Here is a 25,425-nt window from a genome sequence, read left to right on the forward strand (position 1 = left end):
GCGCGGCGAGCTGGAAGCCGGCTGGCAACGGCGCCAGTCCGACAGCGCCGGCAGCCTGGACGGCCAGCTGAGGCTGTCGCTGGGCGCGCCCGCCCGGCAAGGCTTCACCGTGCGCGGCCTGGATCTGGACAGCCTGACCGGCGGCCAGCCGGAAACCCTGGTGTTCGCGCTGGACGGGCAAAGCGCGCCGGCCGCGGTGCGGGTGGGAGACGGCATCAGCCGCGACGCCGCCCTGCGCCGGTTGAACCAGGCATTGGGCCCGTTGGGCGTGCGCTGCGAACTGGACGATCATGGCCGTCTGGGCTTCAGCTGCGGCGAGCAGGATTGGGCGCGCCTGCGCGACAGCCTGACCGTGCGCGGCGGCGGCATGCGCTTTCCCGGCGGCATGCCGCAACCGTTGCCCGCCCAGGCCGAGCCGGCGGCGCTGGACGCGGGGCAATGGCAGCTGGACGACCATGCCCAGGTGCGCCAGACCCTGCAAGGCGTGGTGCGCTCCATCGCCCAGCTGCAGCAAACCCGCGCCGCCATCGGCAGCGCGATCGCCGAAGCCAGGCAGTCGATAGGGCAGTTGGCCCGCACCGACGAGCAAAGCTGGGCCAGCGGCTTCGTCAGCGATTTCAACGCCCGGCTCAACCAGACCGCCGACTTCAACCATCTGCAGCAACTGGTGCCGGCGCTGCTGGGCATCAGCCGCTATCGCGTGATTTCGCTGCTTTCGCTTCGTTGACGGACCGCAGCGGGCCCATTTTGGCGGCTGTCCCCTCGGGGCAGCCTTTTTTCATGCCGGCCACATACTTGCTTAACATGTCCATGGCATGATGCGCCCTTTTCGAAGGATGCAGTCATGTCCAAACGCTGGTGGCCGCTGGCCCTGACGATGGCGGCCTCGCTGGCCCGCGCTGATTTCTCCATTCCCGGCTTCGAGCTGGTGCACAACGCGCCGCAGCATGCCGGCCTGGACACGCCCGATTTGCGCGATGCGGCCACGGTCTGGCGGCAGCTGTTCGATTCGGCCAAGCGCGAAATCGCGCTGGAGCAGTTCTACGTGGCGGGACAGCCCGGCAGCCTGATGGACGGGGTGATCGAGCGGCTGGACGCCGCCGGGCGACGCGGCGTGAAGATCCGCTTCCTGATGGAAAAGAAAGGCATGTTCGCCAGCGATCCGGCGACGATAGAGCGGCTCAAGCGCATTCCCAATCTGGAATACCGCCAGCTCGACTACAACCAGTTGACCGGCAACGGCATCATCCACGCCAAATTCATCGTGGCGGACGGGCAGTCCGCCTACGTGGGCAGCCAGAATTTCGACTGGCGCTCGCTGCAGCACATTCATGAAACCGGGTTCAAGGTGGACGACGCGGCGATGGCCGGCAGGATGCAGGCCATCTTCGAACAGGACTGGGCGGCGCAGGCGACGCTGGCCGCGGGCGGCAAGGCCAAGCCCTTGCGCGAGGCCGAGCAGGCGGCCGACTTGTCCCAGCCGGCGGCGCTGCTTGCCAGCCCCAACGCTTACAACCCGGACGGCGTTGGCGATTCCGAACAGGCGTTGCCGCGCCTGATGGCCGAGGCGAAGGACGAGGTGCGCATCCAGTTGCTGGATTACGCGCCGCTCAGCTTCGGCAAGCCGCGCAGCTACTACCCGGTGTTCGACAACGCCATCCGCGGCGCGCTGGCGCGCGGCGTCAGGGTCAAGCTGATGGTGTCGGACTGGAATCTGGAAAAGCCGGGCGTCGACTATCTGAAAAGCCTGGCGGTGCTGCCCGGCATGGAGGTTCGGGTGGTGGCCATTCCGCGCGACAGCGCCTGCATCCCCTTCGCCCGCGTCATCCACAGCAAAACCATGGAAATAGACGGCAGGATCGCCTGGGTGGGCACCAGCAACTGGAGTGGCGGCTATATGGACAAATCGCGCAATCTGGAAGTGGCGCTGCGCAGCGAGTCCATGGCCAGGCGCATCGCCGCGCTGCACGAACAGACCTGGTCGTCCCCCTACGCCGTGCCGCTGGACGTCTCACGTTCATACCAGGCGCCGGACAAGGCCTGCCGCCAAGCGGGCTGACGCCTAGGCCCGCGGCGTGGGCCTGGGCAAAATACGTCAATATCCCATTCTTATTACCAGTGCCACGCGCGAGGGAGCCTTCTCCTGATTGATTATGCATAAAGCATAATGCGGACTGGGCGGATTGTTCTGTCCGGCCGCCTGACAAGAGGAGAGCCGAACCATGTGTGGAATTGCCGGATGGGTGAGTTTCGAGCGTGACCTGCGGGAGCAGCGCGCGGTCGCGGAGACGATGACGCGGACGATGGCCCGGCGCGGGCCGGACGACGAGGGGCTGTGGCTGGACCGCCACGCGGCGCTGGGACACCGGCGGCTGTCCATCATCGATCTGGAGGGCGGCCGCCAGCCGATGACCGCCGACGAGGACGGCAGGACGCTGGCGTGTCTGGTCTATACCGGCGAGGTGTACAACTTCCAGGAGCTGCGCCGCGAGCTGCAGGGCTTGGGCCACGCCTTCCGCACCCGCAGCGACACCGAAGTGGTGCTGCGCGCCTACCTGCAATGGGGCGAGGCGATGCTGGAGCGGCTGAACGGCATGTACGCGTTCGCGCTGTGGGACGGGCGCGAACAACGGCTGCTGCTGGCGCGCGACCGCATGGGCGTCAAACCGCTTTACTACTATCCGATGCCGGACGGCGCGCTGTTCGGCTCCGAGCCCAAGGCCATCCTGGCCCATCCGGACGCGCAGCGCCGGGTGACGGCCGAGGGCCTGCGCGAAATGCTGGACCTGGTGAAGACGCCGGAGGCCGCGGTGTTCGCCGGCATGCATGAGGTGCGGCCCGGCCAGGTCGTCACGATAGACCGGAACGGCCTGCGCAAGCGCCGCTACTGGCAGCTGGAGGCGCGCGAGCACGCCGACGATTTGTCGACCACCATCCACACCGTGCGCGCGTTGCTGGACGACATCGTGGAGCGCCAGATCATCGCCGACGTGCCCTTGTGCACCTTGCTGTCCGGCGGGCTGGATTCGTCGGTGGTCACCGCGCTGGCCGCGAAAAGCATGCAGCGCCAGGGCAAGGGCACGGTGCGCTCGTTCTCGGTGGACTTCGTCAAGCACGGCATCGAGTTCGAGGCCGATTACCTGCGCGGTTCGCCGGACGCGCCCTTCGTGCGCGATCTGGCCGCCCACGCCGGCACCGAGCACCAGGAAATCCTGCTGCAAAGCCGCGAGCTCGCCGATCCGCGTCTGCGCGCGGCGGTGCTGGGCGCGCAGGACCTGCCGCCGGCCTACTGGGGCGACATGCTGCCGTCGCTGTACAAGCTGTTTGAGGCGATCCGGGCGCAATCGACGGTGGCCCTGTCCGGCGAATCCGCGGACGAGGTGTTCGGCGGCTACCGCTGGTTCCACGATGCCGCCGCGGTGGACGGCGATACCTTTCCGTGGCTGGCCGGGTCGAGCGGCGCTTTCTTCGACGGCCAGTCGCTGATCGCGCCGGAACTGCTGCGCGAACTGGACATGCCGGGTTTCCGCCGCGACAGTTACGCGCAGGCGCTGGCCGAGGCGCCGCGGCTGGCGTCCGACAGCCCGCGCGAGCGGCGGATGCGCGAGATCAGCCACATGCACCTGACCCGCTTCGTCCAGGCGTTGCTGGATCGCAAGGACCGGATGAGCATGGCGGTGGGGCTGGAGGTGAGGGTGCCGTTCTGCGACCACCGGCTGGTCGAATACGTGTTCAACGCGCCGTGGAGCATGAAGAATTTCGACGGCCGCGAAAAGAGCCTGCTGCGCGCGGCCGGCAAGGACGTGCTGCCGGACGCCATCGTCCAGCGCGTCAAGAGCCCGTATCCGGCCACCCAGGACCCGGCTTACGAGCAGGCGCTGCGCCAGGGCCTGACCCGGGTGCTGGACGACGCCTCGTCGCCGGCGCTGCCGCTGCTGGACAAGGCCGCGGCGTGGAAGCTGCTGGACCGGCCGTTCGGCAAGACCAGCACCTCGCCGGAGCGCGCCGGACTGGAGATGGCGCTGGGCCTGAACGAGTGGCTGCTGCGCCACCAGGTGGCGCTGGATTTGTAAGCCGGCTCAGCGCGGCGGCCGCACCGGCCGCCCCTGGATGGGCGTGGACAGGATGATGGCGGTGCGGGTCTCGCCCAGGTCGTTCAGGCTGGCCACCAATTGTTCCAGGTGCGAGACGTCGCGCGCCAGCAGGCGGAACATATAGGAATCGACGCCGGTGACGTGATGGCATTCCATCACCTCCGGCATCGCTTCCAGCCGCGCGAGCAGCGTCTTCTTGTCCGGCTGCGGCACGGTGATGCCCACCAGCGCCGACAGCGCGTAGCCGGCGCGCAGCGGCGCCACCCGGGCGTGATAGCCCTGGACCACCCCGGCTTCCTCCAGCCGCCGCACCCGCTCCGATACCGCGGGCACCGACAGCCCGACGGCCTGCGCCAGCTCGGTCAGCGACTGCCGGGCGTTGGCCTGCAGGGCGGCCAGGATCGCCCAGGATTTGGCGTCGACTTCCATTCGTAAACTCCTTTTGTCTGTTTGCCTTGGTTTTCAAGGTCAGCATAGCGTTCAGGCGAAAAAAGCGCATGGGCATCCGCTTGGCATGGCGGCAGACTATGGCCATGGACGAAGGAGGAGCGGATATGTTCTGGCAGGCGGGCTTGATCGGGTTGGCGATCGCGGCGCCGGTGGGGCCGATCGGTTTGTTGTGCATCAGCCGCACCCTGCGCGGCGGGCCGCGGCTGGGTTTGGCCACCGGTCTGGGCGCGGCCAGCGCCGATGCCTTGTTCGCGGTGGCGGGCGTCGCCGGCAGCAACGCGGTTCTGCATCTGGCCGACCAGCTGGCGCGGCCGCTGGGCTGGGCCGGCTGCGCGCTGCTGGCCTGGATGGGGATGGCCACGCTGCGGCGTCCGGCGCCAGAGCCGGCGGGCCGGGAGGAGGGCAGCGTCGGCTTGCGGCGCGCCTATGCCGGCACGCTGCTGCTGACCTTGAGCAACCCGATGACCATTCTGTCCTTCGCCGCGGTGGCGGCCGGCTTGTCCGGCGGCCTGCCGGCCAGCGGCCCGCAGCAGCTGGCCATCGTCGCCGGGGTGTTCTGCGGCTCCGCGTCGTGGTGGCTGGCGCTGGCCTATGGCGGCGGGGCGCTGTTGTCCCGGCTGGGCGCGCGCGGCCGGCGATGGCTGGATGCCGGCTGCGGCTTGCTGCTGTTGGGCTTCGCCGTGCTGCTGGCCTGGCGCGCGGCAGGGATTTGAGTGGCGGGCGGCAATGAAAAAGCCCGGCGAGGCCGGGCTTGGAGCGGGGGAAGGGCGCTTACAGCTTGAAGCGGCCGACCAGCTGTTCCAGCTCGCCGGACAGCTCGCGCAGCCGGCTCACCGCGTCGCTGACCTCGCGCACGGTCTGGTTGTTGCTCTGCGCCATGCTGCTGATGCGCTCGACGTTCTGCGCGATCTCCACGCTGGCGCTGGATTGCTCGCGGGTGGCGGAGGCGATGTCGACGATGCTGGTCACCAGTTGGCCGTTGTAGCTCTGCACCTCGCGCATCGACTGATTAGCCTCCTCGGCGATGCCGACGCTGAGGTCCACCTGCTGGCTGCTGTGCCGCACGTCGCTGACCGCCTGCCGGGTTTCGCTGCCGATCGCCTCGACGATGCGCGTGATCTGGATGGTGGCTTCGGCGGTGCGGCCGGCCAGGTTGCGCACCTCGTCGGCCACCACCGCGAAGCCGCGGCCCATCTCGCCGGCGCGCGCCGCCTCGATCGCCGCGTTCAGCGCCAATAGATTGGTCTGGTCGGCGATATCCTTGATCACGCCGACGATGGTGGTCACTTCGTTGGAGCGCTCGCCCAGGCCGTTCATGCGGTCGGCCAGCGCGTGCATGCTGTCGGTCATGCGCTGGATTTCGCTGGCGACGCGGTTGACCTTGGCCACGCTCTGCTCGGTCAGGGCGCCGGTTTCGCGGGCGATGTCCCCGGCCTGCTGCGCGGTGTTGGCGATGTGCTGGGCGCCGACGGTCACCTGTTCGACGCTGGCGGCGCTGGCCGTGGCGGCGTCGGACTGCTGCGCCGAGGCGTCGTGCACCTGGCTCGCCGACTGGCTCAGGGTCAGCGCGGCTTCGGATACCTGGCGGCTCTGGTCCCGCACCTTGACGAACATGTCGCGCAGGCTGTCCAGCAGCCGGTTGAAGGCGTCGGCGGTGCGGCCGATCTCGTCGCGGTTGGCGATGTCGATGCGGACGGTCAGGTCGCCGCCGCCACCGGCCAATTGCTCCATGGTTTCGGCCAGCCGGTTCAGCGGACGGGTCTGGGAGCGGATCGCGGCGGCCAGCAGCAGCAGGATCAAGGCCAGCGCCACCACGCCGATCGCGATGGCGCTCAGCATGGCCTTGCGGGCGTCGGCGGTGAGCGCGGCGGTAGGCATGCTGATGCCGAGCGACCAGAACTGGCCGGTCTCGCCTATCCGTATCGGATGGAAGAAGTGGGTGAAGCCGCCGTCCTCGTAGACGAAGTCCTCGCCTTTCTTGACGTCGGCCAAATGGGGGAACAGCGCATCCTCCTTGGGCACCGGCTTGCCCAGCAGCTCAGCCTTGGGGCTGACCACATAAAGCCCGCCTTCGGACACGATGCGGATGAAGCCGTTCCCGCCGGGCTGGATCTGGCCGAAGCGCTTCTGCAGCTGGTCCAGCGCCACATCGGTGGCCGACACGCCCAGCATCTTGCCGGCGGCATCCTTGATCACCACCGCCAGCGAGCTTTCCAGCACCATCTTGCCCTGCACCTCGTAGGGGTAGGGTTCGGTGATGGTGTCGCGGCCGCGCTGCTTGGGCACATAGTAGAAATCGCCCCAGCCGGATTTTTCGTAATCCGGCTTGTAGGTTTCCGGATGTTCTTTGTACTTGGGGAATTCCTTGATGCGGTCGGCCGACATCATCACGTCCATCTGCGCCTTGCCTTGGGCGTTGCGGGTGATGTAGGGCTGGTAGCGGCCGGTGGGATCGTGGCGCGGCCAGTCGAAGCGGAAGGCGTTGTCGTCGCCATCGAAGGCGTTGGGTTCCCACAGCATCCACAGGCCGATGGACTGCGGCGCATGGTCCAGCATCTCCTGGATGACGTTGTCGGTCTGCTTGCGGTCCGGCTTGCCGCCGCGCTTGATGCCGGCCACGGTGTCCGCCAGGTGGCGCGGCAGCAGGAAGCCCTGCGACAGCGTGTTCTCGGCGTCCTTGGCGTAGCTGTCGGCTTGTTCGGAAGAGAGCTGGTAGCCGGTATCCAGCGCCGAGGTGTAGTTGAGCCGAGCGATCAGCCCGATCATGACTGCGAAAGCCAGGGAAATGGCGGCTGCGGCCACCAGGGTGATGCGGGTGCTCAGATGGCCCCATTGTGCGTGCGTGCGGCTCATGGCGATTTCCTGCGTGAAGGGGCGGGTGCTGCGCTAGCCAACTAAGTAAAATTTCTTAGCTGAATTGAATATAACGGTTGCGTAGCGGTACAGGCAATCCGCTTGTGCGTTTCGCACGGCGAGCGGGGGCAGGCGGGGCAGTCGGATGTCCGTGGCGAGTTTTCAGGGGCGGGGCGTCGGCGATCCGAACGCCGACGGCCACGCGCGGGAGCCGGTTGCCGTGGTCTGTTCGGGCGGATGGCTTCGGGCAGGGGAGAGGAAGACAGCCGTTCGCCGCCGCGCGCGTTTGGCGGAATATCCCGCACCGCGCACGGCGGGGCAGGCCAGCGCTCAGATTTCCTGGGCGATTTCCAGCAACTGCCGGCGTTCCTGCTTGCTCAGTCCGTTCTCGCTGATCAGCTGCACGCTGACGCCCAACTGTTCCGACAGCCTTTCCTCCATTTGGAACATGTCGAAATAGGAGGTCTCCGGCGACGGCGCGATCAGCAAGACCAAATCCGCGCTGCCGGAGCAGACGTCAGGAACGTAACGCAGGTGATGCAGATGGAAGGGCTTGAGCGCGTGGTTGATCTGGCTCTTGTGTTCTCGGATGAACTGTAGGTCGTGCATGTGGTTCTCCCCGAATGGCTGGCCGGGCCCGGGCGGCGGCGTTTGGGGAAGCGGGCAAGCACTAGTATGTTCCTTGGCGGCGGGAAGTGGGGTATTTTATTGAAAATAAAGGGATGTTTTTTGTTTTTGGCCGGATCTTGTGGCGGGTGGCGCTGGGCAAACCATATCCTGTGTGGCCTTGCGGTCACAATGCCATTGCCGGAAGCTACGCCGGGGCGCCGGCGTTGTTGCGCGGCAGATGCAGGGAAAGCAGCTGTTCAAGTTGGGAGAAACTGAACGGTTTTTCCAGCTTGCCCGCCAGCAGCGCGCTGCGGGCGTCGTTGAACTCTTGCTGGAACGCCGTCATGCCGATGATGGGCGTATGCTGATTCGGGCCGAAGCGGCGGGCCACCTCGGCAACCTCGTAGCCGCTGGCCGCGCCGACTTGCAGGTCTATCAGCAGAACGTCGAAGCGGTGGCGCATGACCTGGGCCGCCGCGTCGTTGACCGTGGCGAAGCTGGCCACGCTGTAACCGTTTTCCTGCAGCAGCGCGCCGTAGGATTCACGGATCGGGTCGTCGTCGTCCAGCAGCAGGACGCGGTTTTGGCCGCTGCCGGCGGCATCGCTGTTTTCCGGTAGCGCGGCTTCCTGAACCGGCAGGTTCAGCGTGAAGATGGTGCCGCGGCCTTCCTGGCTGTCTACCTCGATCTGGCCGCCGAACAGCGTGACCAGCTCGTGCACGATGGCCAAGCCCAGGCTGCTGCTGCCGGGACGGCGTGTTTTGCCGCGGGTGAAGGGGCGGAACAGCTGGATTTTGATGTCTTCGGGAATGCCCACCCCGGTATCCGCGACTACAAGTGTCAGATTGCGGGGGTGATATTCCATTTCCAGGCGGATTTGTCCCTGGTCGGTGTAGCGGATGGCGTTGGACAGCAGATTCCACATGATCTGTCGCAGCCGGTTGCCGTCCAGCCACAGCAGGGGCATCGGCGGCACGGTCACCGTCAACGCCAGGCCTTTGGCCTCGGCATTGCCCTGATGCACGGCGACGATGCAGGCCACCAGTTCTTCTATGTCGATGGTGGCGGGCTCGAGCGCGAGCTGATGGTTTTTCAGCGCCGAGATGTCCATGATGTCCCGCACCTGCGCCAGCAGGTAGGCATTGCTCTGCTTGAGGCGGGAGAGGTAGGCGTAACCGGGATTGTCGGCCGGGATGCTGTATTCCAGCAGCTCGGTGCAGGTCTGGATGCTTTGCAGCGGCGAACGGATTTCGTGGCTGATGGTGGCGAGGAAGGTGTCGCGGGCCAGCTCGGTCTGGACCAGCGCGGCCCTGGCGGCCTGCTCACGTTCCAGAACCTGTTGCTGCTGCATGGAGTGGCGCTTGATTTCCGCCAGCCGGTGCAGCACGAACCAGAAGAGGCCGAGAAAGACCAGCCAGCACATCAGGCCCAGCAGATACATGGTCTGGTGTCGCTCCACCATGCGCAGTTGCTGCACGATCAGGCTGTTTTCCGCATAGCGGGCCTTGACGCCATAGTCGGCCAGCAGCGGGCGCATTTTTTCCATGTCGCTCGACAACTCAAGCGCGTCCTGCTTCGTCCATTGACGCGGCGGATGTCGGAAGATCTTGGTCAGCAGGTTTCTGATCTGGTCGAAGCCTTCTATTTTTTCCAGGTCCGTGTTGACCAGCGACGAGCGGGTGAATAGCTGGTACTTGCTTTCGGCGATGGCGTAGCTCTTGTCGGTCTCCTCGCGGGGGATCTGGCCGGCGTGGTACCGCCAGGCATCCATTTCCAGGCGATTGAACGCCAGTTGCATCTGCGCCACCATCCAGTACAGATCGGAGGCCTTGTTGGTGATGGGGCGCTTGATGACCGCGGCGTACAAGGTGAAGGAAATGATTATGGTCGCCAGCAGCGACAGGGCGAGGAAGGCGCGTTCGAGCCCCCCGATGCTGCTGAGCACGAGACGGAAGTAACGAGTCATTTTACCTCGATGCGGGTGACTTGCCAGGCGAGCTTGGCGACGAAGATTCCGCTCGTTTCGGAGGCCGACATGTCTTGAATCGGGTACATCACCCAGAACGGGCCGAAGTCGTTCAACTGCAGGGGTTTGTTATTCCAGGTCCTGGCCAGGATGACGTCGTATTTGCTGAAGTCGCTGGCGGGAATGGTGACGTTGTAGTTGTCTTCGCCGTAAAACTTGATCTGGCGGCCCTGCGCGCCGACCCTGGCCAGCAGTTCCCGCACCAGCGGCCCGCGGAAAGTCCCCTTGGGCGTCCAGTCGGTCGCCGTGTTGATTTCGCGCATCGGCAGCGCGTTGAATTCGGTTTCGCTGAAGACGTAATTGCGGGCGGATTGATTGGTGAATTTGCCGATATTGCCGCTGATCGTCAGCGTGACGCCGGCGGCCTGAGCCATCGGGGCGAATGGGAGCAGGCCTGCGGCGAGAAGCAAGATCGGGGGGAAGAGCCGGCTGATTGCTGATTTGGCGCGCGCGCGACGGCTGGAGAGCGTATTGGAATTCATGTTTATCTGCTGCCTTGACGTCTGACTTGGGCGAACTATGCGCGATGCTGCCGCGAGCAAGGCGGAGCGCATATTATGCATTTGATCTAAACGATCACAAGAGAAAAATGGCCTAACTAGTTAGAAAGGACAGGTGCGGACGGCGACAGGCCGGCGCGTCGGCCTGTCGCCGCGATGGACCGCTCAGAAACTCAGCGCGTCCTGCTCCTCCCGTCCCAGCATGGCGGATGGTTCCCCGACGATCAGAGGATCGGGCGGATGGGCCACGCGCGGGTCTTTGCCGGGGTAGTCCAGCCGCGACAGAAAGTGGCGGATGCAATTGAGACGGGCGCGTTTCTTGTCGTCCGACTTCACCACCGTCCAGGGCGCGTCGCCGGTATGGGTATGGAAGAACATCGCCTGTTTGGCCGAGGTGTAGCCATCCCACTTGTCCAGCGATTGTATGTCGATCGGCGACAGCTTCCAGTGCTTCAGCGGATCGTCGCGCCGCGAGATGAAGCGGCGCAGCTGTTCTTCCCGGCTGACCGAAAACCAGAATTTGAACAGGCGTATGCCGCTGTTGACCAGCATCCGCTCCAGTTGCGGCGTCTGGCGCATGAATTCCAGATAGTCGTGGGGCGAGCAGAAGCCCATCACCCGTTCGACGCCGGCGCGGTTATACCAGGACCGGTCGAAGAACACGATCTCCCCGGCGCTGGGCAGGTGGGCGATATAGCGTTGGAAATACCATTGGCCGCGCTCCAGGTCCGACGGCTTTTCCAGCGCCACCACCCGCGCGCCGCGCGGGTTCAGGTGTTCCATGTAGCGCTTGATGGTGCCGCCCTTGCCGGCGGCGTCGCGTCCTTCGAACAGGATCACGATCTTCTGCCCGGTTTCCTTGACCCAGCTTTGCACTTTCAAGAGCTCGATCTGCAGCTCTTGCTTCAGCCGCTCGTATTCGGCGCGGCGCATCCGGGTTTGGTAGGGGTAGTCGGCGGGCAGTCCGGCGCTGATGCTGTCTTCATCGCTGCCGTGGGGCGCTTGCGCCACCTGCAGGGCCATCGGTTGCCGGCTGGTCTGCTCGATGATCTGGACCGATTCGTCGTGCACGCGCTGGACATTGCGCTCGCGCGCCGATTGACGGCGCGGCTTGGCCGGCGAGGCGGGCGTGTCGCTTTCGACCGGAGCGAAGTCGGAATCTTTGTCTTGCATCATGGCCAGACTTTCCCATTTGAATGACATGGTTTTATCGTACGCCTGCTACCGCGGGGTGTCGATGGCGGCGCGGGGGCTCCCCGCGGATGGATATGCGGCCCTGGTGGCCCGGCGTTGTGGCGCGGCCGGATCGGGCCAAAAGGGAGATCGTCATGGGAAGCCAGCCCGCCAATGTGGTGAACATCGGAATGTGGCGGAAAAGGATTATCGGGAGGAACGGCGCTGGGCGGCACCTACCAGCCGCTGACGCCGTTTCTGGACGAGCGGAAGGACAGGCGGGGCGCCAATCTGACCCGTCTGCCCCCAGGGCACGCCGGCGGCCCTGCCCTCAGCCGCGCGTTGGAGGAAGGAAGGCGTCTTGTATCGACGGCGAGCCGGCGATGCCCAGGATATTCGAGCTGGCGCAGCGAGCTGCTCCCGCATGGGAGGTTTCAGCCATATCAGGTAAGGGGAGCCGGTTTGCAGCTATGATTGGGTGAAACAACCCATGGTTCATGCGCGCTTCCCGTTTGCGAGGCCGCGTGGCCCCGAAAGCGCCCGATGTCCGCGATTGCCTTTCGTCCCCGCCTGCTCGAAACCCTGCGCGGCTACAACCGCGCGATGCTGCGCGCCGACCTGATGGCCGGCGTGACCGTGGGCATCGTCGCCCTGCCGCTGGCGATGGCCTTCGCGATCGCCAGCGGGGTGCCGCCGCAGGCCGGCATCTTCACCGCGGTGATCGCCGGCGCGCTGGCTGCGGCGCTGGGCGGTACCCGGCTGTGCGTCACCGGCCCCACCGGCGCCTTCATCGTCATCCTGTACGGCATCGTCAGCAAGTACGGTGTGGCCAACCTGCTGATCTGCACCTTCATGGCCGGCGCGATGCTTGTGCTGATGGGCGTGTTCCGGCTGGGGCAGGTGATACGCTTTTTCCCGATGCCGCTGATCACCGGTTTCACCAACGGCATTGCGGTGCTGATCTTTTTGACGCAGTTGAAGGATTTCTTCGGCTTGCCCATCGCCAAGATGCCGTCAGGCTTCTTCGCGGTGATGGCGGAGCTGAGCCGGCACTTCGCCGGGCTTCACTGGCCAACCACGCTGCTGTCGTCCTCGCTGCTGCTGCTGATCCTGCTGTGGCCCAAGCGGCTGAACCGGCTGCTGCCTTCTCCGTTTGCGGCGTTGGTGCTGGCGACATTGGTCACGATGTCGTTCGACCTGCCGGTGGCGACCTTGGGTAGCCGCTTCGGCGGCATTCCGCAGGGTTTGCCGGCGCCGGCCGCTCTGGATCTCAAACTCGCGCACCTGTCGGACCTGTTGGCGCCGGCTTTTACCATCGCGCTGTTGGGGGCGATCGAATCGCTGCTGTGCGCGGTGGTGGTGGACAGCCTTACCGCGGACCGGCACGACGCCAACCAGGAGCTGATCGGCCAGGGCATCGCCAACATGGCGGTGCCGTTCTTCGGCGGCATACCGGCTACCGGCGCGGTGGTGCGCTCGGTCACCAATATCGGCAACGGCGCCCGCACGCCGCTCGCCGCCGTCTTTCACGCGGCGCTGCTGTTGCTGGTGTTGTTGCTGGCCGCGCCGCTGGCCGCCCACGTGCCGTTGGCGGCGCTGGCGGCCATTCTGGTGTCGGTGGCGCTGAAGATGGGGGATTGGGATATCCGCAAGGCCAGGCAGTTTCCGCGCCACGACACGCTGGTACTGGTGGTGACCTTCGCGCTGACGGTGGCGTTCGACCTGACGGTGGCGGTTGAGATCGGACTGCTGCTGGCGGCGGTGTTCTTCATCCGCAGCATGGCCAGCCATACCGGCATCCACAGGTTGTTGCCGGAGCACGCGCAGTTGTTTGAGCGGCACAGCATGGCCGGCAAGAGCGTGCCGGACGGTTGCGCGGCCTTTCGCGTTGAGGGCGCGCTGTTCTTCGGCGCGGCGGACAGCGTGGACATCATCCTGCGGGACGCGCCGCGGGCGCGGGCGGTGATCCTGCAATTGCACCGACTGGTGTTGCTTGATACTACCGGGCTGCTGGCGCTGGAGGCGCTGCGCGCGAGGCTGGCGGAACAAGGCAAGACGCTGATCCTATGCGGCGCGGCGGATGAGGTGATGGCGATGCTGGAGGGATCCCGGCTGGCGGAGCGGTTGGGCGAAGACAATCTGCAGCCAGACCTGGCCAGCGCGCTGCAGCGGGCGGAGGCGGTACTGACCGACGGCGTGGTGTGGGGGTGAGCAGCCGTCTTCGGACGCCTCGGGCATCCTGAAGACGGCTGAAACGTTCAGCGGGCGCGCTTCTGCTTGCGCATTTTCACCCAGCGCACCAGCGCGTGGCCGACGGCCAGCGGCGACAGCGGCACCAGCGCCAGTAGGCCGTCGCCTTGGCGGTAGCCGGGGTTCACGCTGAGGAAGAAGCGGTCGGATGGCTTGGTGGAGTCCTGCCAGCGCTGGTGGTCGTCCTTGCCCTCGCGGGTCAGGATGCCCAGGTTGGCGATGAAGGGACGGTCCGGCGACACCGGCGTGATGTTGAAGCTGGCGAACAGCTCGCAGGCCTTGGCCGCCAGCGGGTGGCGGTTGTCCTGGCCGGGCGCGGGCCAGAAACGGTGGGAGAAACGGTGGAGCACCGCGTAGCTGGACGGGTGCAGCATCACGCCGAAGAAATACAGCGGGCGCAGCGGGTGCTGCAGCCAGTGGTACATCACTTGCCGCATCAGGAAAGTGATGTTGCTGTTCTTGCCGCGAAACTCCTTGTAAAGCCCGGACTGGGCGCGCAGCACGCTGCAGGTGCGTCCGCCTATCTGGCGGCGGAAGCGGTGCATGGTGCAGTAGCCCACCAAGCGGCCGGTTTCATCCCGGTGCAGCAGCAGGCTGCTGTGTTCGGAGGGCGGAGCCATCACCAGGTTGGCGAAGGTGGGAAGATCGGTGCCGGCGAAGATGGCGTCATGGACCTGGAACAGTTCGCGCGCCAATGCTTCTCTTTCATGGTCGGGCAGCCTGGCGGGTTCCACGCGGATGGATTGAGCGATGCGGGCCATTTCATACCCCTTTGTGCGTTGCAGCAGAGAAATGGCGGCATGGTAGAAATCAGCGGGGAGCGGCGCTACTGTACTTTGTTACTATGCATTTGACATTTTATTTTAATAATAAAAATGCCTATTAGTTTCAGATTCTTATGAAACGACCGTATGAATAAAGGCAAGGTCAATTGCCTGTTTGGACAGGCGGCCCGCGGCATTTGCCAGCCGCGCCTGAGCGCCGCTGGCAAAACCTCGCGGCAGCCCTGAGGCAGGTTGATGCAACGCGGCATCAGGGGGCGCTGAATGAGCGCCGGCAGGCTCTAGTAGCCCTGGCTTCTCATGACCAGACCATCGGCCTCCTGGCCGGCGGCCAGCTTGCGCAAGTTAGCCGCGATCTGTTCCACCGCCTGCTGGCGCAGCGTGATCGCCGCGATGTGCGGCGTGATTGTGACCGAGGGGTGCTGCCACAAGGGGTGTCCGTGGGGCAGGGGTTCCTGGGCGAACACGTCCAGCTGGGCGCAGCGGATGTGGCTGTTGTTGAGCAGGGCCAGCAGGGCGTCCTGGTCCAGCAAGTCTCCCCGGCCGGCGTTGATCAGCATGGAGCCCGGCGGCATCAGCGACAACCGCTCTCCGTTCAGCAGGCCCTGGGTTTGGGGCGTGGACGGCAGCACGCAAGCCAGCACGTCGCTGTTTTCCAGCAGTTTTTCCAGGCCGGCGTCTCCATGCAGGCTGCGCACGTGCTGAATGCGCTTAGGGCTGCGGCTCCAGCCGCTGACCTGGTAACCGTCCTTGCTCAGCGCCTTGGCCGCCGCCGAGCCTATCTCGCCCAGGCCCAGGATGCCGACGCGGATGTCGCCGGGCAGGCGCGGCGCCAGCATCCGCCATTGGCCCGCCGCCTGTTGCCGGCGGTAGATGTCCATATTGCGCTGGTAGCCCAGCACGCCGTAGCGGATGTACTCGGTCATCTGGGCCGCCATGCCGCTGTCCAGCAGGCGATAGAGCGGCAGATCGGCCGGCAGATCGGGGCGGGACAGCAGCTTGTCCACGCCGGCGCCCAGCGCGAACACCGACCGCAGCTTGGGCAGGCGGGCGATCAGCCCATCGGGCAGGCCCCAGGCGATCAGGTGGCGGACTTGGCCGAGATCGGCTTGGTCCAGGCTGGCGAAGCTTTCCTCCGGCATGGCCGCCCGGAACAGGTCGAGGTAGGCGGCGACTTCCTTGGGATTGGGCGTGTGTACGAGGATCATGGCGATTGCAGCTTGTTGTGATTATGCCTGCAGTATACATCGGTGTTCGGCGGGCAAGGCCGGCGGCGGGCATCCGCTTGCCGGACAGTAAGGACAAACCGCAGTCCGTTGCCGCCCTCGGGCCGCCTCCCTATACCGGAAGCATCATCCAGCTATCGGGAAAGCGCGATGGAGACTGACGATATCGGCGGCTTGGCGGCGGCGAGTCTGGGGACGATGGCCGATGCGGCCCGCATCCTGCCCGGGGGCTGGCTATTGGCCAGCGATGTGGAGGGGCCGCTGTTCTTGGGGGATTTCATCGCCGAAGCGCTGTCCGCCTGCCTGGCGCCGGCGGCGGGCGGGATCGATGCCGCGCCGTCGTATGGCCAGATCCTATACGCAGAGGGTTACGCGGCGTTCAGCGCCGATACCGAAGCCTCGCGGCGGCCGGAGGGTGCCAGGCGCCGCGAGACGCGGCCCGACGGCGGCTACACGCTGGCGCAGGAGGGCACCGACACCATCTTCGCCTTGCCCCTGCTGTTGGCCGCCGGCGCCGATTACGCTTACCTGGAGCGCTTGGCGCTGAGGTCGCGGGAGACGCCGGGCGCGGCCGACATGGCGCGGCGGCTGGACGAGATGGGCTGGCAGCGGGCGGGCATCACCACGGCGCCGCAGCAGCCTTACCGGGCGGTGGCCGAGCGGTGCGGCTGGCTGTCGCCTGGCCGGCTGCTGGGCTCTCCGTTTCCCTTGCGGGAGGCCGAGGCGCTGCTGCGCCGGCTTGGCCGCTGGGATGTCGAAATCGCCTGGGTGAGGGCTTATCTGCGCGATGCCTACGAGCTGATCGACCGAGAGTCTGAGGTGTGGATGGACGGCTCGACGCGGAGGCGGCATTTTTCGGATGCCGGCAGGAAACGGCTGCGGCAGCGGTTTCGCCGCCTGTACCGCGAAGAACTGGGCATTTCCTATACGCATGGCGAGAGGGCGGCCAGCCCCGCCTCCTCCGCGCTGGGCAGGATCGTCGAGGCCTGCGCCATGGTGGGCGACCGCGCCAAGGCCGCGCTGGCGCTGACCCTGGCGCGCCGAGCCGGCGGTCCGGACCGCCTGGTGACGATGGGCGACGGCGCCAACGATGCGGCGATGCTGCGCCGCGCGCGCTGGTCGATCGGCGTCAACGGGCCGGACGCGGCGCGGGCCGCCCGCATTGGCCTGATCACCGACGACATGCGCCATGCGCTGGTGTTGCTCAGGCTGATCGGGGAGCAAGCGGGCGGCGTCGATGCCGTCGTCGGCCTGGCCAGGGAGGAGCTGGGCGGCGCGGCGCTGGTGCATCTGGGCGGCGAGGGCCTGACGCCGGAACTGGCGGACCGGCATCGGCAGATGAAGCGGAGGCTGCGCGGTGAGTTCGTCACCTATTGAGGCGACAGGATGGCCCGACAGGGCGCGGGTGCTGTCCGGCGCCGGATTGGCAGTCTTGTCCATGTGCTGCGTGCAGTTCGGCGCGGCATTGTCGCAATCCGAGACGCAGACGCTGGGCGCGCTGCATGCGACAGCCTGGCGCCTGGTGTTCGCCGCCGCGCTGCTGTCGCTGTGGCGGCGTTCGGCCCGGCCGCGGCTGCCTGGCGGCGCATGGCGGGTTCTGCTCGGACTGGGCCTGGCGATGGCCGGCATGCTGGGAAGCTTTTTCGCCGCCATTCTCACGTTGCCCCAAGGGCTGGCGGTAGCGATCAATCTGCTGGGGCCCCTGCTGCTGGCATGGCGGACGGACAAGGGGCCCAGGCGCGGCTGGTGGCCGTTGCTGGCTCTGGCCGGCATTCTGGCGCTGGCGCGGCATGGCGAGCGCTGGATGGCGGATCCGGCCGGCCTGGCCTGGGCGCTGTTGGGCGCGGCGTGCTGGGCGGCTTACATCGCGCTGCTCAGGCGGGCCGGCGACCTCTGCCGCGGCAGCGATGGCGTGGCCCTGGCGTTGCCGGTGGCCGCCTTGCTCGCCTTGCCGGTTTGCCTGGCTGGCGGCTTGCCTGACGCCGGCGCATTGCTGCGACTGGCGGGATTGTCTCTGCTGATGCCGGCGCTGCCGTATCTGTTGGAGCTGGCCGCGCTGCGCCGGATGAGCGCGGCCTCGTTCGGCGTGCTGATGAGCCTGGAGCCTGCGGTCGCGGTCTTGGCCGGAGGCGCGCTGCTGGGCCAGGCGCCCAGCCCGTTGCAATTGGCCGGTTTGGCGATGGTGACGGCCGCCAGCCTGGGCGCGCTGGCCGCATCCTAAGCGGCGGTGAAACGCTCGCCCAAGCGCCGCATCGCGGCGATCAGTTCCCGCTCCGTGTTTTCGTCACGCGCAATCGCTTCCGCCGCGTGCGGCTGCAATTGCGGATGGCTGCCGACCTGCACCGCGTGGCGGGCGACGGCGAACATCGGGAGATCGTTGCTGTCGTTGCCGAAACACACCATGTCATCCGCCGCGATGCCGTGGCGGGCCAGCGCGGCCGCCTTGTCCACGCCGGCGGCGGTGATGTCGACGATCTGCTGGTCCGAGTGGTGATGGATGCGGATGTCCGAGCGCCGCGCCAGCGCCTGTTGCAATCCGGCGCTGTCTTCGCAGTCGGTGACCAACAGTTTCGCGGCCCGGCGGACCTCGCCGCGTTCCACCTGGCGGGCCAGCCGTCCCGGATCCACCAGGCTCATGAAGGGATGGGCGAGATCGCCGCTGTAGTGGTAATGCCAGTCCAGATCGGCCAGCCAGGAAGCGGCATGGCGTTCGGTCAGTTCGAACAGCTGCTCCAGCGTGTCGTCAGGAAGCGGCGAGAGATCCACCAGCGTGCGCCGGTGCCAGGTCATCGCGCCGTTGGCGCCGATGAAGAGGCCGTCGTGGAAGCGCTCGTCCAGCAAGGGCAGCATGTCGCGGTAAGGGCGGGCGGAGGCGAAGCCTATCTGGTGGCCCCGGTGCTCCAGCTCGGCCAGCGCGTTTTGGATGGCGGGGCTGATGCTGGCGCCGTTGAAGCAGAGGGTGCCGTCTATGTCGAAGATGAAGTGCATGTTTGCAGGCGATTTTGTGAATAGTGCGCGCGAACGCGCTGTTTTGTTGTCGGATTGCTGCTTTTGTTTAAATTTTGACTAAATATTGCACCGAAATGGTCGATATGAAAAGTGGTTGGATATTCAGGGGCAGAATCGTGATTGTGAATAATGGCTTGACCGTCTCCTTCCGGCCGCAAGCGGCCGCCGTTTTCAGCAGCCGGGTCCAGGGTGTCGCGGACGAGGGCGGCGGCGGCAAGCCCGAACCGTTGCGGGATCTCAACGGCCGTGTTGTCGGCTCGCCGGAATCGCGCTACGGCTTGAGCACCCGGACGCTGCAACTGCTGAAGCAATACGACGTGCGCAGCATGTCCGGGCGGGATTTGCACGCGCTGACGGAGATTCTGGGCGCGAATGACGAGATGGACGGCGAGACGGCCGCGGTGATTCGCGCCGACATCGAAAACAAGGGCTGGAAAGGCTCTGGCGCCGTCAACGCGCTGGATGTTTTCTCCAAGCGGCGCGATGACGAGGTGGCCGGCGTCAAGGCGGGAGAGGTGTCGCTGCGTTTCGCCAACTATGCGATCAAGGGATACGAGAGGGCGCAGCAAACGCTGGAGAAGCTGGCGGCGCTGCACGACGCCCTGCAGAGCGAGGACGACGTGCAGTCCGCCACCGAGGGCGGCATGTCGCAGGCCAAGGATCTGCTGAATCTGGAGCGCTGGGCGCGATCGGCCGAGAAGGCCGAGGCCAACGGTCAAGCGCTGGTTTTGGACCGGGAGACCGCGGAGTCGATAGGCCGGGCCATGCGGCGTGCGGGCGTGGAGCTGCCGCCGCCATCTTCCGATTTGGAGGATGGCGCGTGGGCCCGCCAGGCGCTGCAGGCGTATCGGACATGGCAGTTCCGGCACCCGGGCGACAAGCTCGGCATCGATCTGAAGCCGGCGGACGAGGCGGACAAGAAGGTGTTCAAGGAGCCCGCCAAGCCGTCGACGGAAGTGGCGGGCGAGCAGTTGCCGCAGCAAGCGCCTGTCAGCCCGGCGAAACAGGCGGCCGAAGCGCTGGCGGGGCAGCAGGCGCAGGCGCAGTACGGCATCAGCCTGTCGATGCTGCGATTGATCAAGGGAACCGATATCGCGAACTTGTCGGTCGAGCAGGTCAAGCAGTACAGCCAATTGCTGCGGGCCGGCGGCGTGTTGTCCGAGGACGACGCGGAATCGCTGCTGCCGCTGACTCAGCGCGGGATGGTGGACCCGATGAGCTACTACAAGCGCGATCTGAGCTGGCTGGCGGACATGAAGGCGAAGGGCCTGACCCCGCAATACGCGACCGTGGGAGGCATGGCCGACCTGGCCAATGTGGAGGGGCGGGTGCGGAACGACCAGCAAGGGCAGGGCGTGCTGGAGCGTTTGCAGGCGCTGCACCAGGCGTTGCAGGACGACGACAGGGTGAAGGCGGCCGCGACCGATAGCCTGGGGCAGGCCGGCGATCAGGCCGCTTTCGAAAGATGGGCCCATGTCGAGCAGCAAGACGCGCGCAACGCGGAGGCTGCGGAACCGGAGTTCCTCAGCCAGAAGGACGTGGACGGCATCTTCCGCATCTTGAATCGCCTGGGCGTGGAGCTGACGCCGATGCAGGGCGACAGCAGCGCCAGCCAACGGCTGGGGCAGGCGTGGAAGGATTATCAGAACTGGCGGAGCAGCCATCCCGGCGAGGGGCCGGCTGTTGGGCGGGCTTCCGTGCGGGGCATCGACGCGTACGCCTGATTTTTTGGCTCGCTTAGTCCGGCGGCAAGGTGGCCAGCAGCAATTGCGGCCTGACGCGCTGGGGCTGGCCGTCTATCGGCGCGGCGACGTCGGCCAGCCGGCGAGCGCCGCGGGATTGGTAAAAGCCCAGCGCGTTGGGATCGGCGTCTATCGCGATATCGGTCTGGCCGGCGGCGCGGGCGATCTCCAGCGCTTGCGTCAGCAACGCCTTGCCCAGACCGCAGCCCATGCATTCCGGCAGCACCCACAGCGACTCCAGCCGCCATGGCTCGGCGCGCGGGTTCAGCTGGGCGAAGCCCACGACTGTGCCGCTCATTTCCGCGACGAAGGTGGGATGGCTCGCCAGGGTGTCGGCTGGCGTCGTCAAGTCGTCGCGCCAGGCTTCCAGCTGGCGCGCAGTGTAGGCCCAGTGGGCTTTGGATTTGAACGCCACCTGGTTCATCCGCGCCAGGTCGGCGGGGGCGGCTTTGCGTATCCGGTGCGCAGGCATGGCGTGAATGGTCCGGCGGGAAAAGTGCTATTGTCAGCCGATTCTCATCTCGCGAGCCAGTTCGGCGAGACAAGCCGCCTGCCATTCAAACTCAGGCTCGAACGACTCCGGCGCCATCGCCGCGCCGTAGCCGCCCTGGCCGTAGACCATGGCATAGGCCGCGTACTCGGCCGCTTGCCGCGCCTGGCCGGCCAAGGCCCGCGCAACCGCGTAGCTGGCCGATACCGCCGCATGGCCGCAGCCGTCCAGCGAGCGGGAGCCCGGATGCGCGCCGGCCAGCGTCGCCGCGCGGGCGGCAAGCGCGCCCAGGGCGTCGCGGCTCATCTCTCCCCTCAGGTAGCGTTCCAGGCCGTCCAGGCAGGCGCGCACGTCTTCGCTTTCCAGCAGGTGGGCGACGCGCCGCGCGCAGGCGAGGCCGAAGCGCAGGCGCAGGGTTTCCCGCTCTGGCGAATCCAGCTTCAGGTCGGCGGCGAGGCGGTCGAGTTTGTCGCGCATCCGATAACGGGAAGGGCTGCTGGCGGGTTCAGGTCAGGCAGATGACATCGCTTTCCAGCGCGTCCTCTTCCCGCAGCACGGCTTCCAGCGCCTCGAAGCAGGCCGGGTCCAGCGCGCTACCCAGGTTTTTCCGCATGATGGCCAGCGTTGCCGGCACCGGATTTTCCGGGTGGTAGGGGCGGGCGGCATGGATGGCGTCGAAGATGTCGGCGGTGGTGATGACGCGGGTTTCCAGCGCGATCTCGCCGCCAGCGAGGCCGCGCGGATAGCCTTTGCCGTCCAGGCGCTCATGATGGGCGCCGGCTACCTTGGCCAGTTCGGCGAACGATTCGATGCGGCCGAGTATGGTTTCGGTGTAGCCGGCATGCAGTTTCACCGCCTCCCATTCTTCCGGCGTCAGCTTGCCTGGCTTATCCAGAATGGTGTTGCTGACGCCCAACTTGCCCACGTCGTGCAGCAAGGCGCCGCGCTTGAGCCAGCGCCGCCGCTGCGGATTCAGGCCCAGCTCCTCGCCGATGCGGTCGGCGTAGTGGCCGACGCGCAGGCTGTGGCCGGCGGTGAACGGGCTCTTGGAGTCCACCACCTGGCCGAAGCCCTCGGCGATCTCGTCCATATAGTCGTCGTCCAGCGGCACCGTGCATTGGGCCGGCTCCAGCTCCATCACCGCGCGTTCGATGTCGTTGGACTCCAGCCGCTGCCAGAACGCCGTGTCGCGGCCGGCGCCGCGGAAGGCGGCCACCAGCTCCGGGTCGAACCAGCCGCCGCCGCGGCGCACCGCCTCGTCCAGCGCCGCGTGGCGGCCGTGGGTGACATGGAACACGTCTATCACCTGGGCCAGCAGCGCGATGCGGGCGTTCAGCGGGATGGCGTCGCGCTGCAGGCCCAGCGGACGGCCGGAACCGTCCCAATGCTCGTCCAGATACTGGATGCCGTTGGCCACGTTTTCGTTGAAGCGCAGCTGGCGGGCGATGTCCGCGCCGCGGTGGCAGCGGGTGTTGATCAGTTCATCCGCCATTTCCTTGCCGCGGCGCAGCACGTTGACGATGGAGGCCGCGCGCTCGCGCCAGCCGGCTGCGTGGGTGCCGGTGTTGCTGAACACGAAGCCCAGCATCTGCGGCAGGCTGGCGCCCACCTGCTTGAAGTCCTGCTTGAAGCTGCGGTCGTCGGTCAGGTACAGCTCGCAGATGCGGGCGGCGTTGCTGCTGCAGCCCAGGTCTTTCAGCAGGATGGCGTAGTAGAGGTCCCACAGCTCCTGCGGTGCCAATCCCAGCGCGCGGCCGATATGCATGCCTATCCAGCAGCTGCGGACGCAATGGCCCTCGGGCTGGCCTTCGGTGATGTCCAGCGCGTAGCTGAGCGAGCTGATCAGTTGCGACAGCTTGAGGGTGGAGGCCATGGACGGTTCCCTTGTCGGCGGGCATTGTCTTGTTTATGCGCGGCGGACCGGATTTCCGCAATGATGGTTTGCGTAGGGAATGTCGTCCGCGCGCGGCGCTGGACAGCCTGGCCAGGCCATTCGAGAATGCTTCAGCCATATCCCGCAGTCCGCCCCCTGTCATGTCATTCGTTTCCAGGAGCTTGCGTTGATGAATGCCGCCTTCACCCTCGATCCCCTGACTGCCGCCGATTTCGAAACCGTCGCCGCGCTGGGCGCCGCCATCTGGGGCAAGCATTTCATCGGCATGATCAGTAAAGAGCAGATCGACTACATGGTGTCCGGCCGCTACACGCCGGAGAAGCTGAGCCGCTATCTGGACGCGCCGGACCGCTGGTTCCGCCTGTTGCGGGTGGATGGCCGGCCGGTAGGCTATTGCAGCTACGCGCTGACTGGACAGCCCGGCGAAATGAAGCTGGAGCAGTTGTATCTATTGGAAGAAGCGCGGGGAAAAGGGCTGGGCGGCCGGATGATGGACGAGGCGGAAGCCGCCGCCCGCGCGACGGGCTGCGCCGCCCTGATGCTGACCGTCAACCGCCACAACGCCGAGGCCATCGCCGTGTATGAAAAACGCGGCTTCGCCGTGCGGGAAGAGGTGGCGGCCGATATCGGCAATGGCTTTGTGATGGATGATTATGTGATGGTGAAAAACGTGTCAGGAAATTGATACGTTTTCTTAAATAGGCATGGCGGGAGAATATGTCATCACGTCCCGCAAAACGTCCTATACCCTTCCGCCAGTTCCGGCTCCGCCGGCAGCGCGTAGCGTTCCAGGCCTTCGCGCTCGGTGAAAGGCTGGCGCAGCGCTTCCAATAGCTTCAGCGCCGGCTTCATGTCGCCGCGTTCGCTGGCGGCGTCCAATGCTTCTTCCACCAGATGGTTGCGCGGGATGTAGAACGGGCTTTCGCGGCGCATCGCGGCGGCGATGTCGGGCGGGCGGCGAGTGCGCGGCACATGGCGGGCGTGCCATTGCTTGAGCCAGGGCGCCAGCGCCTCCGGCGACGGGAACAGAGATGTCAGCCGCTCGGGCTTGCCCTCCGCCTCGTCGGCCAGATAGCGCCAGGCCAGCGTGTGGTCGACGCCGTGGGCTGCCAGCAGCATCAGCCAGTCGTCGGCCAGCGCTTGATCGCCGTCGCGCTCGCCTTCCAGGCCCAGCTTGCGGCGCGCCTGTTCCAGCCAGCGGCGCTGGTATTGTTCCTCGAAGCCTTCGACGATTTGGGTCGCGGCCGGCACGGCGGCGGCCGGATCGTCCGGCGAGATCAGCGGCAGCAGCGTTTCGGCGAAGCGGGCCAGGTTCCATTGGGCGATGGCCGGCTGGTTGCCGTAGGAATAGCGGCCTTGGTGGTCTATCGAGCTGAACACGGTGCCGGGGTAGTAGGCGTCCATGAAGGCGCAGGGGCCGTAGTCTATGGTCTCTCCGGACAGCGCCATATTGTCGGTGTTCATCACGCCGTGGATGAAGCCAGCGTGCATCCAGCTGGCGATCAGCGCCGCCTGGCGCTCCGTCACGGCGGCCAGCAGCGCCAGGTAGCGGCCGTCCTGTCCGGCCAGCTCCGGATAGTGGCGGGCGATGGTGTAGTCGGCCAGTTTTTTCAGCATGCCGGTTTCGCCGCGGATGGCGAAGTACTGGAAGGTGCCGACGCGCAGATGGCTGGCGGCGACCCGGGCCAGCACCGCGCCGGGCAGCGGACGCTCGCGGTAGACCGGCTCGCCGGTGGCCGTTACCGCCAGCGCGCGGGTGGTGGGGATGCCCAGCGCCTGCATCGCTTCGCCGACGATCAACTCCCTCAGCATCGGCCCGACGGCGGCCTTGCCGTCGCCGCGGCGCGAGAACGGCGTCTGGCCGCTGCCCTTGAGGGCGATGTCGCGCCGTTGGCCGTTTCGGTCCGTCACTTCGCCCAAGAGCAGCGCGCGCCCGTCGCCCAGCGACGGCGACAGTCCGCCGAACTGGTGGCCGGCATAGGCCTGCGCGATCGGTTGCGCGCCTTCGGGGATGTCCGCGCCGGAGAACAGCCGCGCCAGCTCGGCCTCGCTGGCGTGTTCGGCATCCAGGCCCAGTTCGCCGGCCAGTTCGGCGTTCCAGTACAGCAGCTCCGGCGCGGGCGGCGTTTCCGGCCGCACCGGCGCCCAGGCGTCGGGGAGGTCGCGGGCGTAACTGTGGTCGAAGGGGATGCGGATCATGGCTGTGTCTCGTGGGCGGAGGTGTCGAGTTGGCGTGTTGCGGCCCCGTTCCCCAACCGCTCCCTCGGGAGAGAGCGGTTTGGCGATGGGGAGGGGGGGCGCTCTGCCGCGGCATTCAGTTTCGCGGT

General features: G+C 66.5%; 22 protein-coding genes. 9 read left to right on the top strand and 13 right to left on the bottom strand.

What is annotated here, in order from left to right; genetic code table 11:
- From ACY3GB_RS22360 to asnB, 3 genes are all read left to right on the top strand, one after another.
- Positions 1-727 (top strand): hypothetical protein (locus ACY3GB_RS22360; RefSeq protein ID WP_463090675.1); only part of this gene is annotated, 727 nt, incomplete at its 5' end.
- A gap of 117 nt (positions 728-844) precedes the next feature.
- The gene (locus tag ACY3GB_RS22365; RefSeq protein WP_463090673.1) at positions 845-2,059 is read left to right on the top strand and encodes a phospholipase D-like domain-containing protein; all 1,215 of its coding nucleotides are present in this window, start codon (positions 845-847) and stop codon (positions 2,057-2,059) included.
- A gap of 163 nt (positions 2,060-2,222) precedes the next feature.
- On the top strand, positions 2,223-4,073 hold the full coding sequence (gene asnB / locus ACY3GB_RS22370) for an asparagine synthase (glutamine-hydrolyzing) (protein ID WP_463090674.1): 1,851 nt from the start codon (positions 2,223-2,225) through the stop codon (positions 4,071-4,073).
- A gap of 6 nt (positions 4,074-4,079) precedes the next feature.
- Here the strand turns inward: asnB and ACY3GB_RS22375 are convergent, their stop codons facing one another.
- Entirely contained in the window at positions 4,080-4,523 is a 444-nt protein-coding gene (locus tag ACY3GB_RS22375; RefSeq protein ID WP_463090676.1) for an Lrp/AsnC family transcriptional regulator, read from the bottom strand.
- 125 nt (positions 4,524-4,648) lie between these two features.
- On the opposite strand from ACY3GB_RS22375, the gene ACY3GB_RS22380 reads away from it, so the two are divergent.
- The gene (locus tag ACY3GB_RS22380; protein WP_463090677.1) at positions 4,649-5,257 is read left to right on the top strand and encodes a LysE family translocator; all 609 of its coding nucleotides are present in this window, start codon (positions 4,649-4,651) and stop codon (positions 5,255-5,257) included.
- A 58-nt stretch (positions 5,258-5,315) separates the two neighbouring features.
- On the opposite strand, the gene ACY3GB_RS22385 is transcribed toward ACY3GB_RS22380, so the two are convergent.
- The 5 genes from ACY3GB_RS22385 to ppk2 form a co-directional block, all read right to left on the bottom strand.
- The gene (locus ACY3GB_RS22385; protein WP_463090678.1) at positions 5,316-7,397 is read right to left on the bottom strand and encodes a methyl-accepting chemotaxis protein; all 2,082 of its coding nucleotides are present in this window, start codon (positions 7,395-7,397) and stop codon (positions 5,316-5,318) included.
- Between the two features lie 330 nt (positions 7,398-7,727).
- Positions 7,728-8,006 carry a hypothetical protein gene (locus ACY3GB_RS22390; protein ID WP_463090679.1) on the bottom strand — a complete coding sequence of 93 codons (279 nt, stop codon included), beginning with the start codon at positions 8,004-8,006 and terminating at the stop codon, positions 7,728-7,730.
- 205 nt (positions 8,007-8,211) lie between these two features.
- Positions 8,212-9,972, bottom strand: coding sequence for a hybrid sensor histidine kinase/response regulator (locus ACY3GB_RS22395; RefSeq protein ID WP_463090680.1), 1,761 nt, complete (start codon positions 9,970-9,972; stop codon positions 8,212-8,214).
- Positions 9,969-10,586, bottom strand: a complete 618-nt coding sequence (locus tag ACY3GB_RS22400; RefSeq protein ID WP_463090681.1) for a putative pterin-binding protein — start codon at positions 10,584-10,586, stop codon at positions 9,969-9,971. Before ACY3GB_RS22400 ends, ACY3GB_RS22395 begins: the two co-directional genes overlap by 4 nt.
- 111 nt (positions 10,587-10,697) lie before the next feature.
- Positions 10,698-11,555 carry a polyphosphate kinase 2 gene (gene ppk2 / locus ACY3GB_RS22405; protein ID WP_463090975.1) on the bottom strand — a complete coding sequence of 286 codons (858 nt, stop codon included), beginning with the start codon at positions 11,553-11,555 and terminating at the stop codon, positions 10,698-10,700.
- Positions 11,556-12,248: 693 nt separating this feature from the next.
- On the opposite strand from ppk2, the gene ACY3GB_RS22410 reads away from it, so the two are divergent.
- A complete protein-coding gene (locus tag ACY3GB_RS22410; RefSeq protein ID WP_463090682.1) occupies positions 12,249-13,916 on the top strand; it encodes a SulP family inorganic anion transporter in 1,668 nt (555 codons plus the stop codon).
- 47 nt (positions 13,917-13,963) lie between these two features.
- On the opposite strand, the gene ACY3GB_RS22415 is transcribed toward ACY3GB_RS22410, so the two are convergent.
- Together ACY3GB_RS22415 and ACY3GB_RS22420 are read right to left on the bottom strand one after the other, a co-directional pair.
- Positions 13,964-14,716 carry a hypothetical protein gene (locus ACY3GB_RS22415; RefSeq protein ID WP_463090683.1) on the bottom strand — a complete coding sequence of 251 codons (753 nt, stop codon included), beginning with the start codon at positions 14,714-14,716 and terminating at the stop codon, positions 13,964-13,966.
- A 302-nt stretch (positions 14,717-15,018) separates the two neighbouring features.
- Positions 15,019-15,945 (bottom strand): 2-hydroxyacid dehydrogenase, encoded by a 927-nt coding sequence (locus ACY3GB_RS22420; RefSeq protein WP_463090684.1) that lies wholly within the window; start codon positions 15,943-15,945, stop codon positions 15,019-15,021.
- Between the two features lie 168 nt (positions 15,946-16,113).
- On the opposite strand from ACY3GB_RS22420, the gene ACY3GB_RS22425 reads away from it, so the two are divergent.
- Together ACY3GB_RS22425 and ACY3GB_RS22430 are read left to right on the top strand one after the other, a co-directional pair.
- Positions 16,114-17,340, top strand: coding sequence for a hypothetical protein (locus tag ACY3GB_RS22425; protein WP_463090685.1), 1,227 nt, complete (start codon positions 16,114-16,116; stop codon positions 17,338-17,340).
- 46 nt (positions 17,341-17,386) lie between these two features.
- Entirely contained in the window at positions 17,387-18,184 is a 798-nt protein-coding gene (locus ACY3GB_RS22430; RefSeq protein WP_463090686.1) for an EamA family transporter, read from the top strand.
- On the opposite strand, the gene ACY3GB_RS22435 is transcribed toward ACY3GB_RS22430, so the two are convergent.
- On the bottom strand, positions 18,181-18,951 hold the full coding sequence (locus ACY3GB_RS22435; RefSeq protein ID WP_463090687.1) for an HAD-IIB family hydrolase: 771 nt from the start codon (positions 18,949-18,951) through the stop codon (positions 18,181-18,183). The two genes, ACY3GB_RS22430 and ACY3GB_RS22435, sit on opposite strands and share 4 nt — an antisense overlap.
- A 137-nt stretch (positions 18,952-19,088) precedes the next feature.
- Between ACY3GB_RS22435 and ACY3GB_RS22440 the strand changes: the two genes are divergently transcribed.
- Positions 19,089-20,696 (top strand): hypothetical protein, encoded by a 1,608-nt coding sequence (locus ACY3GB_RS22440; RefSeq protein ID WP_463090688.1) that lies wholly within the window; start codon positions 19,089-19,091, stop codon positions 20,694-20,696.
- 13 nt (positions 20,697-20,709) lie between these two features.
- On the opposite strand, the gene ACY3GB_RS22445 is transcribed toward ACY3GB_RS22440, so the two are convergent.
- Genes ACY3GB_RS22445 through ACY3GB_RS22455 form a run of 3 tightly spaced genes read right to left on the bottom strand, consistent with a single transcriptional unit; the run spans position 20,710 to position 23,077 of the window.
- Positions 20,710-21,186 carry an N-acetyltransferase family protein gene (locus ACY3GB_RS22445; RefSeq protein ID WP_463090689.1) on the bottom strand — a complete coding sequence of 159 codons (477 nt, stop codon included), beginning with the start codon at positions 21,184-21,186 and terminating at the stop codon, positions 20,710-20,712.
- 33 nt (positions 21,187-21,219) lie between these two features.
- Positions 21,220-21,681 carry a hypothetical protein gene (locus ACY3GB_RS22450; RefSeq protein ID WP_463090690.1) on the bottom strand — a complete coding sequence of 154 codons (462 nt, stop codon included), beginning with the start codon at positions 21,679-21,681 and terminating at the stop codon, positions 21,220-21,222.
- A gap of 28 nt (positions 21,682-21,709) precedes the next feature.
- A complete protein-coding gene (locus ACY3GB_RS22455) occupies positions 21,710-23,077 on the bottom strand; it encodes an HD-GYP domain-containing protein (RefSeq protein ID WP_463090691.1) in 1,368 nt (455 codons plus the stop codon).
- 190 nt (positions 23,078-23,267) lie between these two features.
- Between ACY3GB_RS22455 and ACY3GB_RS22460 the strand changes: the two genes are divergently transcribed.
- A complete protein-coding gene (locus tag ACY3GB_RS22460) occupies positions 23,268-23,783 on the top strand; it encodes a GNAT family N-acetyltransferase (RefSeq protein ID WP_463090692.1) in 516 nt (171 codons plus the stop codon).
- 38 nt (positions 23,784-23,821) lie between these two features.
- Here the strand turns inward: ACY3GB_RS22460 and ACY3GB_RS22465 are convergent, their stop codons facing one another.
- Positions 23,822-25,297, bottom strand: a complete 1,476-nt coding sequence (locus ACY3GB_RS22465; RefSeq protein WP_463090693.1) for a protein adenylyltransferase SelO — start codon at positions 25,295-25,297, stop codon at positions 23,822-23,824.
- Positions 25,298-25,425: the final 128 nt, after the last annotated feature.

The sequence above is a fragment of the Chromobacterium sp. Ag138 genome (assembly GCF_055181315.1).